This is a genomic window from Pseudomonas sp. DW-iso3 (genome assembly GCF_058725305.1).
This window is the reverse complement of the sequence record NZ_JBZXDZ010000002.1, coordinates 405,516-420,484: the sequence shown is the minus strand read 5'-3', so window position 1 is coordinate 420,484 and position 14,969 is coordinate 405,516. Positions and strand designations below refer to the sequence as shown.

The 14,969-nt window shown below is 58.3% G+C and carries 18 protein-coding genes and 1 pseudogene; 9 read left to right on the top strand and 10 right to left on the bottom strand.

Annotated features, from left to right (window positions below; all coding sequences use genetic code 11):
* The first annotated feature begins 93 nt into the window (after positions 1-93).
* The gene (locus AC4PS7_RS07710; protein WP_010210466.1) at positions 94-996 is read left to right on the top strand and encodes a DMT family transporter; all 903 of its coding nucleotides are present in this window, start codon (positions 94-96) and stop codon (positions 994-996) included.
* Here the strand turns inward: AC4PS7_RS07710 and AC4PS7_RS07705 are convergent.
* The 3 genes from AC4PS7_RS07705 to fabF form a co-directional block, all read right to left on the bottom strand.
* Positions 974-2,953 carry a peptidase U32 family protein gene (locus tag AC4PS7_RS07705; RefSeq protein WP_021493154.1) on the bottom strand — a complete coding sequence of 660 codons (1,980 nt, stop codon included), beginning with the start codon at positions 2,951-2,953 and terminating at the stop codon, positions 974-976. The genes AC4PS7_RS07710 and AC4PS7_RS07705 overlap by 23 nt on opposite strands.
* Before the next feature lie 70 nt (positions 2,954-3,023).
* On the bottom strand, positions 3,024-3,404 hold the full coding sequence (locus tag AC4PS7_RS07700) for a RidA family protein (protein ID WP_042572410.1): 381 nt from the start codon (positions 3,402-3,404) through the stop codon (positions 3,024-3,026).
* A gap of 64 nt (positions 3,405-3,468) precedes the next feature.
* Complete coding sequence (gene fabF / locus AC4PS7_RS07695) at positions 3,469-4,737, bottom strand: beta-ketoacyl-ACP synthase II (RefSeq protein ID WP_021493153.1); 1,269 nt, start codon at positions 4,735-4,737, stop codon at positions 3,469-3,471.
* A gap of 109 nt (positions 4,738-4,846) precedes the next feature.
* Here fabF and AC4PS7_RS07690 point away from each other — a divergent pair, with 109 nt between their 5' ends.
* From AC4PS7_RS07690 to AC4PS7_RS07680, 3 genes and pseudogenes are all read left to right on the top strand, one after another.
* Positions 4,847-5,335: a winged helix-turn-helix transcriptional regulator gene (locus tag AC4PS7_RS07690; protein ID WP_010210461.1), complete on the top strand. Its 489-nt coding sequence runs from the start codon at positions 4,847-4,849 to the stop codon at positions 5,333-5,335.
* 114 nt (positions 5,336-5,449) lie between these two features.
* Positions 5,450-6,217, top strand: a pseudogene (locus AC4PS7_RS07685) (PAS domain-containing protein); the annotation flags it as partial.
* 3 nt (positions 6,218-6,220) lie between these two features.
* Positions 6,221-6,805 carry a methyl-accepting chemotaxis protein gene (locus AC4PS7_RS07680; RefSeq protein ID WP_370737450.1) on the top strand — a complete coding sequence of 195 codons (585 nt, stop codon included), beginning with the start codon at positions 6,221-6,223 and terminating at the stop codon, positions 6,803-6,805.
* Positions 6,806-6,915: 110 nt separating this feature from the next.
* Here AC4PS7_RS07680 and AC4PS7_RS07675 read toward each other — a convergent pair whose 3' ends face one another.
* Together AC4PS7_RS07675 and AC4PS7_RS07670 are read right to left on the bottom strand one after the other, a co-directional pair.
* The gene (locus AC4PS7_RS07675) at positions 6,916-8,238 is read right to left on the bottom strand and encodes an OprD family porin (protein WP_492179262.1); all 1,323 of its coding nucleotides are present in this window, start codon (positions 8,236-8,238) and stop codon (positions 6,916-6,918) included.
* A gap of 357 nt (positions 8,239-8,595) precedes the next feature.
* Positions 8,596-9,465 carry an isocitrate lyase/PEP mutase family protein gene (locus AC4PS7_RS07670; protein ID WP_042572406.1) on the bottom strand — a complete coding sequence of 290 codons (870 nt, stop codon included), beginning with the start codon at positions 9,463-9,465 and terminating at the stop codon, positions 8,596-8,598.
* A gap of 249 nt (positions 9,466-9,714) precedes the next feature.
* Here AC4PS7_RS07670 and AC4PS7_RS07665 point away from each other — a divergent pair, with 249 nt between their 5' ends.
* The 4 genes from AC4PS7_RS07665 to AC4PS7_RS07650 all read left to right on the top strand — a co-directional run bounded on the left by AC4PS7_RS07665 (position 9,715) and on the right by AC4PS7_RS07650 (position 11,426).
* Complete coding sequence (locus tag AC4PS7_RS07665; RefSeq protein WP_305470221.1) at positions 9,715-10,014, top strand: hypothetical protein; 300 nt, start codon at positions 9,715-9,717, stop codon at positions 10,012-10,014.
* A 208-nt stretch (positions 10,015-10,222) separates the two neighbouring features.
* Positions 10,223-10,444 carry a PLDc N-terminal domain-containing protein gene (locus tag AC4PS7_RS07660; protein ID WP_010210447.1) on the top strand — a complete coding sequence of 74 codons (222 nt, stop codon included), beginning with the start codon at positions 10,223-10,225 and terminating at the stop codon, positions 10,442-10,444.
* A 14-nt stretch (positions 10,445-10,458) separates the two neighbouring features.
* Positions 10,459-10,974: a hypothetical protein gene (locus tag AC4PS7_RS07655; RefSeq protein WP_010210446.1), complete on the top strand. Its 516-nt coding sequence runs from the start codon at positions 10,459-10,461 to the stop codon at positions 10,972-10,974.
* Positions 10,975-10,982: 8 nt separating this feature from the next.
* On the top strand, positions 10,983-11,426 hold the full coding sequence (locus AC4PS7_RS07650) for a DUF421 domain-containing protein (protein ID WP_010210444.1): 444 nt from the start codon (positions 10,983-10,985) through the stop codon (positions 11,424-11,426).
* A gap of 86 nt (positions 11,427-11,512) precedes the next feature.
* Here the strand turns inward: AC4PS7_RS07650 and AC4PS7_RS07645 are convergent, their stop codons facing one another.
* The 4 genes from AC4PS7_RS07645 to AC4PS7_RS07630 all read right to left on the bottom strand — a co-directional run bounded on the left by AC4PS7_RS07645 (position 11,513) and on the right by AC4PS7_RS07630 (position 13,252).
* A complete protein-coding gene (locus tag AC4PS7_RS07645) occupies positions 11,513-11,752 on the bottom strand; it encodes a hypothetical protein (protein ID WP_031291355.1) in 240 nt (79 codons plus the stop codon).
* Positions 11,752-12,006, bottom strand: coding sequence for a DUF6555 family protein (locus AC4PS7_RS07640; protein WP_021493147.1), 255 nt, complete (start codon positions 12,004-12,006; stop codon positions 11,752-11,754). Before AC4PS7_RS07640 ends, AC4PS7_RS07645 begins: the two co-directional genes overlap by 1 nt.
* A 101-nt stretch (positions 12,007-12,107) precedes the next feature.
* Positions 12,108-12,389, bottom strand: a complete 282-nt coding sequence (locus AC4PS7_RS07635) for a hypothetical protein (protein ID WP_010210441.1) — start codon at positions 12,387-12,389, stop codon at positions 12,108-12,110.
* A gap of 101 nt (positions 12,390-12,490) precedes the next feature.
* Entirely contained in the window at positions 12,491-13,252 is a 762-nt protein-coding gene (locus AC4PS7_RS07630; protein WP_492179354.1) for an OBAP family protein, read from the bottom strand.
* 189 nt (positions 13,253-13,441) lie between these two features.
* On the opposite strand from AC4PS7_RS07630, the gene AC4PS7_RS07625 reads away from it, so the two are divergent.
* A complete protein-coding gene (locus tag AC4PS7_RS07625; protein ID WP_021493145.1) occupies positions 13,442-13,942 on the top strand; it encodes a CinA family protein in 501 nt (166 codons plus the stop codon).
* 243 nt (positions 13,943-14,185) lie between these two features.
* On the opposite strand, the gene AC4PS7_RS07620 is transcribed toward AC4PS7_RS07625, so the two are convergent.
* Positions 14,186-14,935 (bottom strand): glucose 1-dehydrogenase, encoded by a 750-nt coding sequence (locus AC4PS7_RS07620; RefSeq protein ID WP_010210437.1) that lies wholly within the window; start codon positions 14,933-14,935, stop codon positions 14,186-14,188.
* Positions 14,936-14,969: the final 34 nt, after the last annotated feature.

The following is a 14,969-nucleotide window of genomic DNA, read 5'->3' as shown; positions in this document are numbered from 1 at the left end:
GTAAAGGCAATCCAGTGGTTTGGCCTTTTTTAGGCGCTGGAGCCGCTCCCGAACAGATTGCCATAATTGAGCCTCACTTGAGGAGCTTCAATCATGGACACATCCATCCGTCGTGGTTCGTGGGAAATGATCGCCGCCATGCTCATCTCGGGCACCATTGGCTGGTTTGTACTGGTCTCTGGCGTGTCGGTGATCGAAGTGGTGTTCTGGCGCTGCGTGATCGGTGGGCTGACGCTCTTGCTGGTGTGCGCGCTGCTGGGTTATTTGCGCCTGGACCTGCTGAACGGGGCCAAGCTCGGCCTGGCGATGCTCAGTGGCGTGGCGATTGTTGGCAATTGGTTGCTGCTGTTCGAATCCTATTCCCGTGCCTCCATTGCCATCAGCACAGCGGTGTACAACGTCCAGCCGTTCATGTTGGTGATGCTGGCGGCAGTGTTCCTCGGAGAAAAGATCACCGTGCAGAAACTGGCGTGGCTGAGTATTGCGTTTTTGGGGATGCTGGCGATTGTCACGGCCCATGGCGACCAACAGACCGGCGACGATTACCTGGCCGGCATCGCCTTGGCGCTGGGTGCGGCGTTTCTCTATGCCATTGCGGCGCTGATCATCAAGCGTTTGAAAGAAGTGCCACCGCATTTGATGGCGTTGATCCAGGTGACCACCGGCGCGCTGCTGCTCGCGCCAATGGTGCCTTGGAACAGTTTGCCAGCCACCACCAACGCCTGGGCGGCATTGGTGACACTCGGCGTGGTGCACACCGGTTTGATGTATGTGCTGCTGTACGGCGCGATCCAGAAACTGCCCACGGCGATTACCGGTGCGCTGTCGTTCATCTACCCGATTGCGGCGATCTTCGTCGATTGGATCGCCTTCGGGCATCGCCTGGGCTGGCTGCAATGGTTGGGTGTGGCGGCGATTCTGCTGGCGGCTGCGGGGTTGCAGCGGGGCTGGTGGTGGCCCCGCTCGCAGACGGTCAGTGCGTACCCTGGAAAATGATGTTTTCCGGGTTGAAGTGCTCCACCGCGCTGCCCGGTTGCGGCAAGCCCAGGATATGCCCCTTGATCTTGCCCACCACGTGCATCTCGCACGGTTTGCAGTCGAACTTCAGGGTCAGCACTTCATCGCCGTGGATCAACTGCATCGGCGCGACCTTGGTCTTCACGCCCGTGACACCCTTCGCCTGTTTAGGGCACAGGTTGAACGAGAAGCGCAGGCAGTGCTTGGTGATCATCACCGGTACTTCGCCGGTTTCCTCATGGGCTTCGAACGCGGCGTCGATCAGCTTCACCCCATGACGGTGGTAGAAGTCGCGGGCTTTCTGGTTGTAGACGTTGGCCAGGAACGACAGGTGCGCATCCGGGTAGACCGGCGGCGGGGTGGTTTCGGCTTTGCGTCCACCGCGTGGATGTGCGGCAACACGGGCAGCGGTCAGCGCTTCGATCACTTCGCGGCGCAAGGCTTTGAGCTGTGAGTTGGGGATGAAGAACGCTTGCGGCGCATCCAGCTGGATATCGGTCGCGTGGTATTCGGTGGTGCCCAGTTGGCCGAGCAGGTCGCGCAAGGTATCCAGCGCCTGCTCCGGCTTGTTGGCCACGCCGAACGGGCCGGGCAGGGTGACGCTGGCGCTGATGCCTTCTTCACTGGTGGCAGTCACGTCCAGCTGCTCTTCACGCAGGCGAGCCACCCACGTCAGGCCGATGCGGCGTTCGGACGAGGTCTTCAACAGCGCCTGTTGCCAGTTGTGGTCGAGGTTGCGGTTCAGCGGATGATTCGGGCGCAGTTGATGCAGGCCGGCCGGCATTTCATTCGGTTCGACGCGGTAGCGATAGCGTTTCTCGCCGTCTTCCTCGAACTCGCCCTTAGGCTCGGCGATGTTGGCGCGGAAACCCACCACTTCACGCTTGACCAGCACGTTGAGGCCGTCGCCATTGGACAGCGGCTCATGGGTGACCACTTGCAGGTCACGCTTGCCGGCTTTTTCCACCACACCCACCGGCAGGCCGGTGAACGTCGGGGTGTCGAAGGCGCCGATGTCGATCTTGCGGTCAGTGACGAAATAGTCGGTGCTGCCACGGTGGAAGGTCTTTTCCGGATCGGGCAGGAAGAAGTGCGCGGTACGGCCGCTGGAAGCGCGAGCCAGGTCCGGGCGGTCTTCAAGGATCTCGTCGAGGCGCTGGCGGTAGTAGGCGGTGATGTTCTTCACATAGCCCATGTCCTTATAGCGACCTTCGATCTTGAACGAGCGCACGCCGGCTTCGACCAAGGCGCGCAGGTTGGCGCTCTGGTTGTTGTCTTTCATCGACAGCAGGTGCTTTTCAAAGGCCACGACACGGCCCTGATCATCTTTCAAGGTGTACGGCAAACGGCAGGCCTGGGAGCAATCTCCACGGTTGGCACTACGGCCGTTCTGCGCGTGGGAGATGTTGCACTGCCCGGAGAACGCCACGCACAAGGCGCCGTGGATGAAAAACTCGATGGCGGCATCGGTTTCGTCGGCGATGGCGCGGATTTCCTGCAGGTTCAGCTCACGGGCCAAGACCAACTGCGAGAAACCGGCCTGGTCGAGAAACTTGGCGCGGCCCAGGGTGCGAATGTCGGTCTGGGTACTGGCGTGCAGCTCGATGGGCGGAATGTCCAGCTCCATCACGCCAAGGTCTTGCACGATCAACGCATCGACGCCGGCGTCGTAGAGCTGATGGATCAGCTTGCGCGCGGGTTCCAGTTCGTTGTCATGCAAGATGGTGTTGATCGTGGTGAACACGCGTGCGTGGTACCGGCGCGCGAATTCTACCAGGGACGCGATATCGCTCACGTCGTTACAGGCGTTATGGCGCGCGCCGAAGCTCGGGCCGCCAATGTACACGGCGTCGGCGCCATGCAGGATCGCCTCGCGCGCGATGGCGACATCGCGGGCAGGGCTGAGCAATTCCAGGTGATGCTTGGGCAAGGACATAGTTTTTTTAGTCAGGCTTGTCACGGTTGAGGCGGGCATTGTAGCTGTGAAATGCCTGACCGGCACCCACTCAGGCCTGAGCGGCCATCGCAGTCACTTCCACGCGCATGCCTTCTACGGCCAAAGCGGCAACGCCAACGGCCGCGCGCACGGGCCAGGGCTTGGCAAAGAAGCGTTTGTAGACCTCGTTGAAGGCCGCGCGATCGGCCATATCCGTCAGATAAATGGTCAGGTGCATCACCCGGTCCATCGAGCTGCCGGCCTTTTCCAGGGCGACTTTCAAGGCTTGCAAGGTGCATTCGCTTTGCTGGGTGATATCGCCCAGCTCCAGGCTGCCATCGGCATGGGTCGGGATCTGGGTGGACACCAGGATGCCATTGAAGCCGATCACGTCGGAGGAAATCGAGTCGGCATCGGGGTCCGGGGTGTAGTGCAGGTCGTGGTTGGCCATGGGCGCCTCTGTTGGCAGGTTCAGAAAGGCGCCCATGGTCCCCGAAATTGACGACAGGGGCAAACTACGCCCAGCGGCGGAACAACACGCTGGCATTCACGCCGCCGAAGCCGAAGCCGTTGGACAGCGCGTATTCGATCGGCATCGGGCGGGCTGCACCGCGCACCATATCCAGGCCATCCGCAAGTGGGTCGGGGTTTTGCAGGTTGAGGGTGACCGGGGCAACCTGGTCGCGCAGGGCGAGCACGGTGAAAATGGCTTCAATTCCGCCCGCAGCCCCCAACAGGTGACCGGTGGCGGATTTGGTCGAGCTGATGGCCGGACTGCCTTTGGCGCCGAACACCGTGTTGATCGCCGCCAGTTCGCCTTTGTCGCCCACCGGAGTGGAGGTGGCGTGAGCATTCAAGTACTGCACCTGGGTTGCATCGATTCCAGCCTGGCGCAAGGCCTGCAGCATGGCGCGTCGCGCACCGTCGCCATCTTCCGGGCCGGCCGTCATGTGATAGGCGTCAGCACTGGTGCCGTAGCCCACCAACTCCGCAATCGGCTGTGCGCCACGTGCCAGGGCGTGTTCGAGTTCCTCGATGACGAGGATGCCGGCGCCTTCGCCCATGACAAAACCGTCACGTGCCTGGTCGAATGGCCGCGAAGCCAGCTCGGGTGTTTCATTGAAGTCGCTGGACAATGCCCGTGCCGCCGCAAAGCCGGCCAGGCTGACCCGATGAATGGCCGCTTCGGCGCCGCCACATACCGCCACATCGACTTCACCGGCACGAATCATCCGTGCCGCGTCGCCAATCGCCTGCACACCTGCCGCACAGGCGGTCACCGGTGCGCCCAGCGGGCCTTTCAACCCATAGTTGATCGACACATGCCCGGCGGCCATGTTGCTCAGGAAGGAGGGGATGGTGAACGGCGACAACCGCCGTGGACCTTTGCTATCGGTGGTGCGTACCGCATCGGCAATTGCTGGGAAGCCGCCGACACCCGAAGCGATGATGGTGGCAGTACGTTCCTGCGCTTCGGGCGTCACTGGCGCCCATCCGGCCTGCTTCAAGGCTTCATCCGCCGCCGCCAGGGCGAACAAGATAAAGCGGTCCATCTTGCGCTGTTCCTTGGGCGCCAGCAGTCGACCGGGGTCGAAGCCGGCTTCTGGATCCTGCTGCACGCTTTGTACCTGGCCACCGATGCTCACGGCCAGGTCTCCGATCAGTTCTTCCGGTAGCCGGCGAATGCCCGACTGCCCGGCCAGCAGGCGTTGCCAGGTTGACTCCACGTCAGCACCGAGCGGCGTCAGCGCGCCCATGCCTGTCACAACGATGCGTTTATTCATGATCAATCGACTCCGGTTGTGTTGAGGGAACAGACCCTATGGACGTCACTATCATGATGAAAGTAACATGGCATCACGCAAATAGGCACCGCTCAAAGGAATCCCGCCCATGCAACGCAAGTCCCTTACCCGCGACGAATGTCCCATCGCCCGCAGCCTTGAGCGGGTAGGGGAGTGGTGGAGCATCCTGATCATGCGCGACGCGCTGCAGGGCCTGCGCCGTTTCGATGAGTTTTCCCGCAGCCTGGGCATCGCGCCCAATATGCTTACGCGCCGCCTGAACGCCCTGGTAGAGGCCGGCATGCTGGAGCGCCAGGCCTACAGCGAGCGGCCGCCGCGCTATGAATATGTGCCGACGGCCAAGGGCGAGGATTTCCGCATGGTGCTGATGTCGCTGGTAGCCTGGGGTAACCGGCATTACGCCGAGGAGGGCACCAGCGTGGAGTTGGTGGAGCGTGCGACGGGCACGCCAGTACAGCCAATGTTGGCCCGTGCGGATGGGCAGCAGGTACCACTTGACCAGTGCATGTTGCAGGCCGGCCCGGCGGCGAGTTCGGGCATGCGCGAACGCCTGGCCTTGCTTGATGCAAAGCGCTGATCAAACGAGTAGTTGACGCCAGAAAATAATCCCTCAAGCGCGCGTAAAGTCGCGGATTTCCGAGCCGATAGCAAATAGAGACACAGGGTTCTCCGCACGGTTGAGGGTAAGTCCATGTTCAACACAGCACTCAAGACAGCACTGTCGGCCAGGACGGCCGAAGTCACCGAGTTCAAAGGACTGATCGCCGCACTGGAACGCTCCATGGCCGTGGTCGAATTCGACCTGAACGGCAGGGTGCTGCGGGCCAACGACAACTTCCTCAAGACCCTGGGCTACAACGCCAGTCAGTTGACGGGTAAATCCCACCGTGACTTTTGCCCGCCAGCACTGACCAGCAGCCCGGCCTACAGCCAGTTCTGGAGTGATTTGAAGGCGGGCAAGTTTGTCTCGGGTACCTTCAAACGTGTGGATAGCAACGGCAACACCATCTGGTTGGAAGCCAGTTACAACCCGGTGCTGGATGAGCGCGGCCAGGTGTTAAAAGTGGTCAAGTACGCGCTGGACGTGACCAGCAAGGTCGAGCAAGAAGCGGCCACCCGCAGCAAACTCACGGCGCTGGACCGGGCAATGGCGGTGATTGAATTCGATTTGAATGGCCAAGTGCTGGACGCCAACGTGAATTTCCTCAATGTGATGGGTTACACCTTGGCGGAAATCAAAGGCAAACATCACCGGCTGTTTTGCGAACCGGCGCTGATCAATAGCCATGAATACACTGACTTCTGGCGTCGCTTGAACAGCGGCGAATTCTTCGCTGGTCAATTCAAGCGCCTGGGCAAGCAGGGGCGTGTGGTATGGCTGGAAGCCAGCTACAACCCGGTATATGACGGCGACGGCAAGCTGACCAAGATCGTCAAGTTCGCCAGCGACATCACCGAGCGCGTGGAAAAGTTCGAAGAAGACTCCCGAGGTGCGTCGCGGGCTTACCATATCTCCTCCGAGACCGAGCGCTTTGCCGAACATGGCACCCAGGTGATCCAGGAGACTGCCAGCGAAATGCGCCGCATCGCCGACAACATCGGCGCCTCTGCGCGGCTGGTGGGGCAACTGGGCGATCGTTCCGAGCAGATCACTGCCATCGTCAACACCATTCGCGGGATCGCCGACCAGACCAACTTGTTGGCCCTCAATGCGGCGATCGAGGCGGCGCGCGCGGGGGATCAGGGGCGAGGCTTTGCGGTGGTGGCCGATGAAGTCCGGCAACTGGCCGGGCGGACCAGCCGCTCGACGGCGGAAATTGCCGAAATGATCGGCATGATCCTCTCGGAAACCCGTGACGCAGTGACCAGCATGAACGCCACCCAGGAAGGCGCGCAACGCGGCGTCAGCCTGGCTGATCAGGCGGGTTCGGTGATCCTGCAGATTCGCACCAGCACCAGTGACGCCGTGGAGGCGGTGAGCATGTTCGCGTCGAAGCTGGATGAGTCGGAAGTCATTCCCAAGACCGCAGTGGGTTGGGTGGGTTAACGCCCCCCAATGGGAGGCGCGAGCATGCTCGCGAAAAACGCCCGGGCAACGCGTAGATTCAGGATGTACGCGTTATCCTTGAGGTTATTCGCGAGCAAGCGCGTGCCTACCTATAGCAAGGTAAACGGATAGTCGACGATCAGCCGCAGCTCGTTCAGGTCGCCATCGCGCTGGTCGGCGTTTGCTGCCACGATCGCATCACGCACGCGCAACGATAGGTTTTTCGCCGGACCACTCTGGATCACGTACTTGGCCTCCAGGTCCGTTTCGTGGTGCGCGCCGTCGTCACCGTAGTCGCCCGCATAGGCGCTGTGATCCGGCGTGTGGGTGCCATTGATATCCGAACCGTTGATATAGCGCCCCATGAAACTCAGTCCCGGCACGCCATAACTGGCCATGTTCAGGTCATAACGGATCCCCCAGGACTGTTCGCCCGGCCCGTTGAAGTCCCCCCATTGCACCGAGTTGGCCAGGTAGACCGAGTCGCCGCCTTCGCCCGCGCCGTTGTTGCCGGTGCCGATGTAGTCAAACGGTGTGTCGCCATGCACTTTCTGGAACGACAGCGTCAGCGTATGCGCCTGCAGGAACGAGTACGCCGCCGCCAACGAGTAGGTGGTGTTGTTGATCGCCCCGGCCTTGGCGCTGCCGGTGTCGAGGGTGCGGTAGAGGTTGCCGTCCAGCGCGAGTGACTGGTCATGGGCCAACGGGATCACGTAGTTGAGGTTGGTATAGTACTGGCGCCAGATGTCTTCCAACTCACCGGCATACACCGTTGCGCTGAGGGATGGGCTGAAGGTGTACTTGCCCCCGACGAAACTTGCACTGTTGGCCGCGATACTGGCGTAGGTCGCGTAGATATCGTGATCATGGTTGCTGGTCATGCCACTGTTGGTGCTGGTGAAGTGCCCGGCTTCCAGGTCCAGCCCGGCGATTTCGCTGCTGGTCAGGTCGAAACCGGTAGCGGTCTGCGGCAACAGACGCGTGCCGCCGGTGGCGAAGACCGGGGCGGTGGGCTGCATGTCGCCGAATTTGAGCTGGGTCTTGGAGACTTTGATCTTCACCGCCGCGCCCACGGAGCCGTAGGCGTCTTCGGGGTCGCCATGCCGGTCGGTCGGCAGGTTGCCGGTGCCGGCGTCCGCGTGGGTGGCGTCAAGTTTCAACCCGCCATAGGCGTAGGCGTCAACGCCGAAGCCGATGGTGCCCTGGGTGAAACCCGAGGCGTAGTTGAGCATCGCGCCCTGGGTCCAGTCGATGTTATCGGCCCGTCCGCCTTCGCGATTGCGGTTCATGTAGTAGTTGCGCAACAACCCGGTGACGCTGCTGCCCTCGATAAACCCCTTGGAGTCCGCTTGGTCGGTGACCGATTCGGCAAACGCCATCTGACTGATACCGGCACACACCGCCAGTGCTAACAGGCTCGACTGTTTAATCATGTTGTGACTTCCCCGGAATAATGAGCGCGCGCGCAGAAACACTGCACTTATTGGCTGGCGCATAAAGGTGTATGGGCAGATGTTTGCAGGTGAGCTGTTAGGGTTTTTTATTGTGTTCGGCGTGGCTGCCGAGCTTGATTCTAAGCACAGTCTGCGCGGCCTGCAGCGGGGGACCGGATGAAACTCGATTAATTAAACTTCACTCTTTTTAATCGCCTGCGGGTGTAGCGTGGGGGCTGTCTTAGCCGCTCTGCTTCGACAAAATCCTTTGGTTGCCGCCGCAGAGTCTGCGGCGGATTTTTTTGCGTGGGCGGCTGATTGGAACTGGTTTGTATAAGGAAAGCGGAGCGGGGCGCTTTACTCTTTTACATCCATGAATTCTTCAGCCCATGCCACGTAGCTTTCCGGCAAGGTATAGGTGTGCGTCAGCTCGGTGGCACTGAGGTTATCGGTGCTGTGGGTCAACTGGCGCTGGGCTCGCAGGCTGTCGTAAGTCGCCTTGATCGCCGCAAAGTAAGCACCGTGACCGGCAACCACCACGCGTACGCCGAGGCTCGCCAGGCGCTTGGCATCATTGAGCTTGGGATTGCCATAAGTCACCAGCATCAGCGGCACCGTCAGGTTCTTCGCGATCTTCTCCAAATGCTCGAAATCCGCCACACCGACCATGCAAATTCCATCGGCGCCGGCTTGCTGATACGCCAGGGTGCGCTCGATCACAGCTTCGGTCGGCAACACGCCGGCATTGGTCCGGGCAATGATCGACAACTGCGGATCAACACGGGCTTCCAGCGCGGCGCGGACCTTGCCGATGCCTTCTTCAATAGAGATCAGGTCAGTCGACTTGCGGCCGAATTGCGCAGGCAGCAACGTGTCTTCAATCGTTAACGCGGCCACACCGGCACGCTCAAGTTCTTCGACGGTGCGCATCACGTTCAGCGCGTTACCGTAACCGTGGTCGGCATCGGCAATGAAAGGCAGTTGGGCGACACGGCCGATACGGGTGGCTTGCTCAACGAACTCACTCAGGGTGATCAGCGCAAAATCGGGCGCGGCCAATACCTGCAACGACGCAACGGAGCCACCGAGGATGCCGACTTCAAAACCCAGGTCCGCGGCAATCCGCGCCGACATCGGGTCAAAGACGGAAGCGGTTTCAACGCAGGTTGGGGTGGCAAGCAATTCACGGAATTTGCGGCGCAGGGCTGAGTGAGAAATCTTTGGCATGGGCTTTCCTGGTTCTGGTCATCGTCTTGTGACGATCAATGTCTATTCGTGGTGGTGCGAGATTAACATGCAGGAGCGCGCGGGATGATGACGTTTCAGCATTAGTGGGGCATGGGGGCAGCCAGTTGACTTGGGTTAACTTATCGACGCCGTAAAAATTCATCCAGCGCGGTTGAGCTGCCGACACTGGGAACGACTCGCAGTAGCTGTCAGTCCAAAGTTACCTACTCATTAGTAAGGTACAGCGCGATGGATAAGACAATCACGGTGGATCAACTGGCTAGTACCGACCTCAGATCAATCAACGAAATATGGCTCGGCGGCACTCATACACAACTATGTCTGTGGCGTGGCGAACAGGTTTTCACCCACGAGATGATGAGCGAGGGCACCCACGATCAGAATGTCCGGCGTCTATGCGTGCAGTTGGTCAACACCGACAATCAAGCTGCAGTGGCCCATGTTGAGGGAATTTTGCGTGAACAGCTGGAGAAGATAGGCAAGGAGGGCGAGTTTTATCCCGCCGAGGAGACGGGCACTTATCAATAATAAAAGGAGGTTTTCATCGTGATGTGTGACCTTCCGGCAATGCCCTCGTACCAAACTGATTTTCACTGAAATATCGATTAATTCTTCGATTCAGTTGCGCTGAAATTATCGTCTTTTCAGATCGAGGCTCCGCCATTTGAAAAAAATCTGAACCTCGTTGCCGCCCGACAAACCTAACGACCTATAACCCGTAACCGGGAGGTGCGCCATGCAAGTTACCTATTTCTGGATTGGCCTGATAGTTATTCTGCTGTTGCTGGACCTATGGGTCATCAACAGCGTTTGGCGTAGCGATAACAGCACAGGCAGCAAGGCAGGTTGGACGGCCCTAGTCTTGGTATTTCCGCTTATAGGGCTGGCTATCTGGGGTATTGCGGGGCCGCGGGGCGTCACCAAAGGTCCGTCCTCTCCAGAACACAGTAAAGGTTGAGTCAAAGGGGCCGTATGAAAGAGCCTGTTCATCGGGACCTGCACAGCCGCAATTACCCTGTCGATGAAGACATGGTCCTGCAACGCAAGGTGTGGTGCTTCGAGCGACTGGGCTGGTACGGCTTGGTTGGTTTAATTGGGCTCACTTTGGCAGGGTTGTTCTCGAAAGGACCGCTGAGCTACGCAGAGGCTTACAGTGCCGATGGGCAACTGCGCGTCGAGTACCAGCGGTTCTTGCGCAATGGCTCTTCCGATAAATTGATCGTTCACCTTCAGGGCAAGCCCCGCGAACCTGTTGAGGTTGAAATCAGTGGCGAATTGTTGCGCGGCTTTGAAATTGAAACCCTTCAACCGCAGCCGCTCAAGGCGAGTGCCGCAGGTGAGGGCGTAAAGCTGTGGGTGCTTAGCGACAAAGCGGGGCAGGCGAGCGTGCACTTGTCTGTGCGCAGCGACGGAGTGGGCAGTTTCGCGACGCGTGTATCGCTGCCAAACGGCACCTCATTGGGTTTCTCGCAGTTCATCTATCCCTAGGGGGTATTATGGATTCGGTATTACGAGCAGCTGCCATCTATCTGGTGCTGATGCTGTTGTTCAAGATAGCTGGCAGACGTTCGCTCGCAGAGCTAACCACATTCGACCTGGTGCTTTTGATGGTGATCGGCGAGGCTACCCAGCAGGCGCTGCTGGGAGACGACTTTTCACTGACCAATGCGGTACTGGTGATCGTAACGCTGATTGCCATAGACATTGGCTTCTCGCTTGTAAAACAGCGCTCACCCTGGTTTTCCCGCGTGCTTGATGGCGGCCCGACGATAGTCGTCGAGCATGGCAATGTCCTTCATGAGCGTCTCAAGCGTGCGCGATTGGATGAAAGCGATATTCTCGAAGCCGCCCGATCTGCTCAAGGTATCGTGGAGATCAATCAGATCAAATTCGCAATCCTTGAGCGAAACGGAAAAATTTCCGTCATCCCTTCTGACTAGATTCAACTTAACGGCATAAGCGACACAGTCACGAGGTCTCCAGTGACGACCGCCCGGAAGTGTAGAACACCATGCAGGGCTGGCAGCTACTTTCGTTTCGCACGGTGGATACGCATCCACTCCTGATAAGCGGCGGTGCGTTGTGCATCTGCGAGCTTCTTGGCTTCAATGAAGCGCGCCCACATCTGCGCATCGCCGCCATAGGACTCGATGATTTTGTACGCCTGCGCGTCCAGTCGGTCGGCTTCGAAAAACATCTCGCTATTTCGCGCGACCTCGTCATCCCGTGCTTGCCTCGTCGTACAACCAAGCGTCTGGGTGGTCATCATGCGAGGCCCTCCGCCCACTGGACCTGCGTCGCCGCGCTCCAGCGTACCCCAGTGATACCGTATTTTTCCGCCATCGGTTTGGAAACACGCTTGAGCGTTTGCTGGCCGAATCTGGGTATGACGGCGACACCTGCATCGCAACTAGCCCAATGCCAAGCCTCAGCATTGTCCATTTTTGGCGCGCGAACGATGAATGACTTTGGTTCGCCGTGCAGTTGATACTCAATAGTAAACAGAATGTTGTGTTTCATGAGACCTCCTTATGCTCATGAAATACAGATATTTGACGTCAAAAAAGATTCAAAAAAATTGTCTGACAATGCGATGAGTGAGCCTGGGCGCACGTGACATCTCAATCATCCACTGTAAACGTCACCCACCCCGGCGCATTTGTTGGCCGCTCTATCTCGACGATGACGCCATTCACGGAGGAGCCGTCCGGCAAGTTCACCGCCACAAAGTTAGGATGGCCCGGCCAATCCAGAGGTTTGTCGAACTCCAAACGCGCAATGGTCGGCTTTCCGCTGCTGCTCATTTGGATACCCACTGAATCATTCAAGCGTTCATCTGATGGTGTGCCTAAGTGGCGCGAGGCGGTAATCACAGTGGCAATACCTTGGAAATCGTAGGACATGCTGGTTTACCTCATATAAACGGGGCTGCCGACGGCCCCTGGTCTTGCGATAGAGAAGGGCTGGCAAATAATCGTTCAATCCAAATGACTGAGTGGTGCGTTCAATGGTGATGGGGCGCTACAGCCGGGTCGGTGATCTGAATAACGTTACCCTGTTGCCATGCGTCCGCACCGGGTGCGATGGGTGGTGCAACTATATCGACGCGAGTCTTCTTCTTTTCGGCGCTGTCGATCCCCATTCGCTGATCCCGCTGGGAGACCATCCGAGGGTCGGCCTGGCCATCGGCGGTAAACCCCATCATAAGTTGAGGAACACCCAGCGGCAGGCGTTTGTCGAGATCGGTATGCCAGGTATGCCAAGTCTTGCCGTAGGTATGTACCAGTTTTTCCATCAAGGCGTGCTCAGCCACTTCAGGGATTCCCGGCGCGACCAGTTGGCCTGATTTCACTTCATGCACGTGGCTGTGCCACAGCGCCTTTTCGGGGGCAGGGAGGGTGTTGAACAACTGCTCGCTGATGATGTATTCCACGCCCATCAACTTTGCATCCTTGCGATTGCCGTCGTAGATCACGCATTGAATCACCTCTTCGTTGAGAACTGAACAATAGTGATGCGCCTCCATTTGCACTTCAGGATGGCCGTTATAGAAGTGAAAACCGTCCAGATAGGCATTCAATGCATCAACTGGCGGACGAGATTGGAGCAGGGCTGCACCCGCTTCCAGGGTTCGGGTAGATGGGGTTGCTGGTTTACCGGGTGCTTCCACATTCGAGGGAGAGTCATTGCCAGCGCAGGCGCTGAGCAGGGTGAAGGTTGCCGCCAGGGAAAATGACTTGGCCATACTGGGTGTATTGGTGATCATTGTCATAGGTTCCATCCTCTAGTCTTCTCTCAAGCTCAATTGATGAAAGTCAGGTTGAGTCGTGTAGTGGTTGGAAAACCTGGCGCCGTACACGTTCAAAACGGTTTCGCTTGAACATTGATTGATGTGAAAGGTCTTTTTTTGGAACGGGATTGAGAGCGCAATCGCTCGTGCGCAGGAGCAATTATCATGTCTGTCGCCGCTTCTATCGTTGAATACCTCAAACGCAATCGAATGAGCATCACCACGGCCGAGTCTTGTACCGCAGGAAAAATTATCACACTGCTTTCGGAGGTCGACGGCGGAGGTTCATGTATTGAGAGTGGTTACGTTGTCTATTCGCCAGAAGCGAAACAGCGATTATTAAACGTACGCGCGTACACCATAGATACCTTCAATCTCACGAGCTGTGAGGTTGCTCGGGAGATGGTTCTCGGGGCGCTGGGCGACAGTCCGGCAGAAGTCGCGTTAGCGACCACAGGCATACTGGGTCCTGATGTGATCGATGGAATACCTCCTGGAACTGTATGTTTTGCCTGGGCCTATCGAATAGGGCGAGATCTGAGCGTGTTCAGTCGAAAGGAGCGGTTCATGGGCTCGCGCGAGCAGGTTCAATTGGCCGCATCCATCCATGCCCTGAAATGGCTGCCGCATTTTCACCAGCTAGCAATGGCGGGCGAACGTGCTTAGTGATCTGTTTCACTATGCCGCGGCGTAAATACTGGCGAGACAATAGCGTTGCGGAACGTTCCTAAGCGGGCGCCAGCCGACCGTTAGAAAAAGAAACGACACTGAATCAGTTTCGTCGAATCAGTGCCTTAGGAAGGTCATGCATAACATGTGATTTAACATAATATACATTATGCGTAATATCGCATTGCGTATTCAGGGGCAGTGCCCGTGAGATTTCAGCAGGCAAAACCCCTGTCTTGCTCAAACCTGAGCAAAGCCACCATCGACAAACATTTCACTGCCCGTCATGAAGCTGCTCTCATCCGACGCCAGGAACAATGCGGCGGCTGCGACTTCTTCCGGCTTGCCGATACGACCCAACGGAACCTGCGCCGTCATGTCGTCGATGATGGCTTCCTTTTGTCCCGTGCCTGACAGCGCCAGGTCCAGGCCTGGTGTCGAGATCGGGCCTGGTGACAGCACGTTGACGCGAATGCCGCTGCCTTTCAGATCGAGCGCCCAGCTTCTGGCGAAATTACGCAGCGCAGCCTTGGTGGCGCTGTACACACTGAATGCCGGTGTGCCCATGGTGCCGGTGGTTGAACCGGTCAGGATCACTGAGCTGCCAGCGTGCATCAGTGGTAACGCGTTTTGCACGGTGAACAGCGTGCCTTTGACGTTGATGCCGAATGTCCGGTCAAACGATTCCTCGGTGATGGATCCGATCGGCTGGAAATCCCCCAGGCCCGCGTTGGCGAACAGCACGTCAACGCGGCCCTTGTCGGCTTTGATTTGAGTGAAAATGCGCGCCAGGTCGTCGAGTTTTGAAATGTCACCCTGGATGGCGATGGCCTCATGGCCAATCAGTGCAAGCGCCTTGTCCAGTTCATCCTGCCGACGTCCTACGATCACGACCTGCGCGCCTTCAGTTGCAAAGCGAATGGCGGTTGCCAGGCCGATGCCGCTGTTGCCGCCGGTAACTACTGCAATTTTGCCGTTGAGCCTGCTCATGGTGAGCTCCAGTGAATAAGGTTGAGGCCCAACT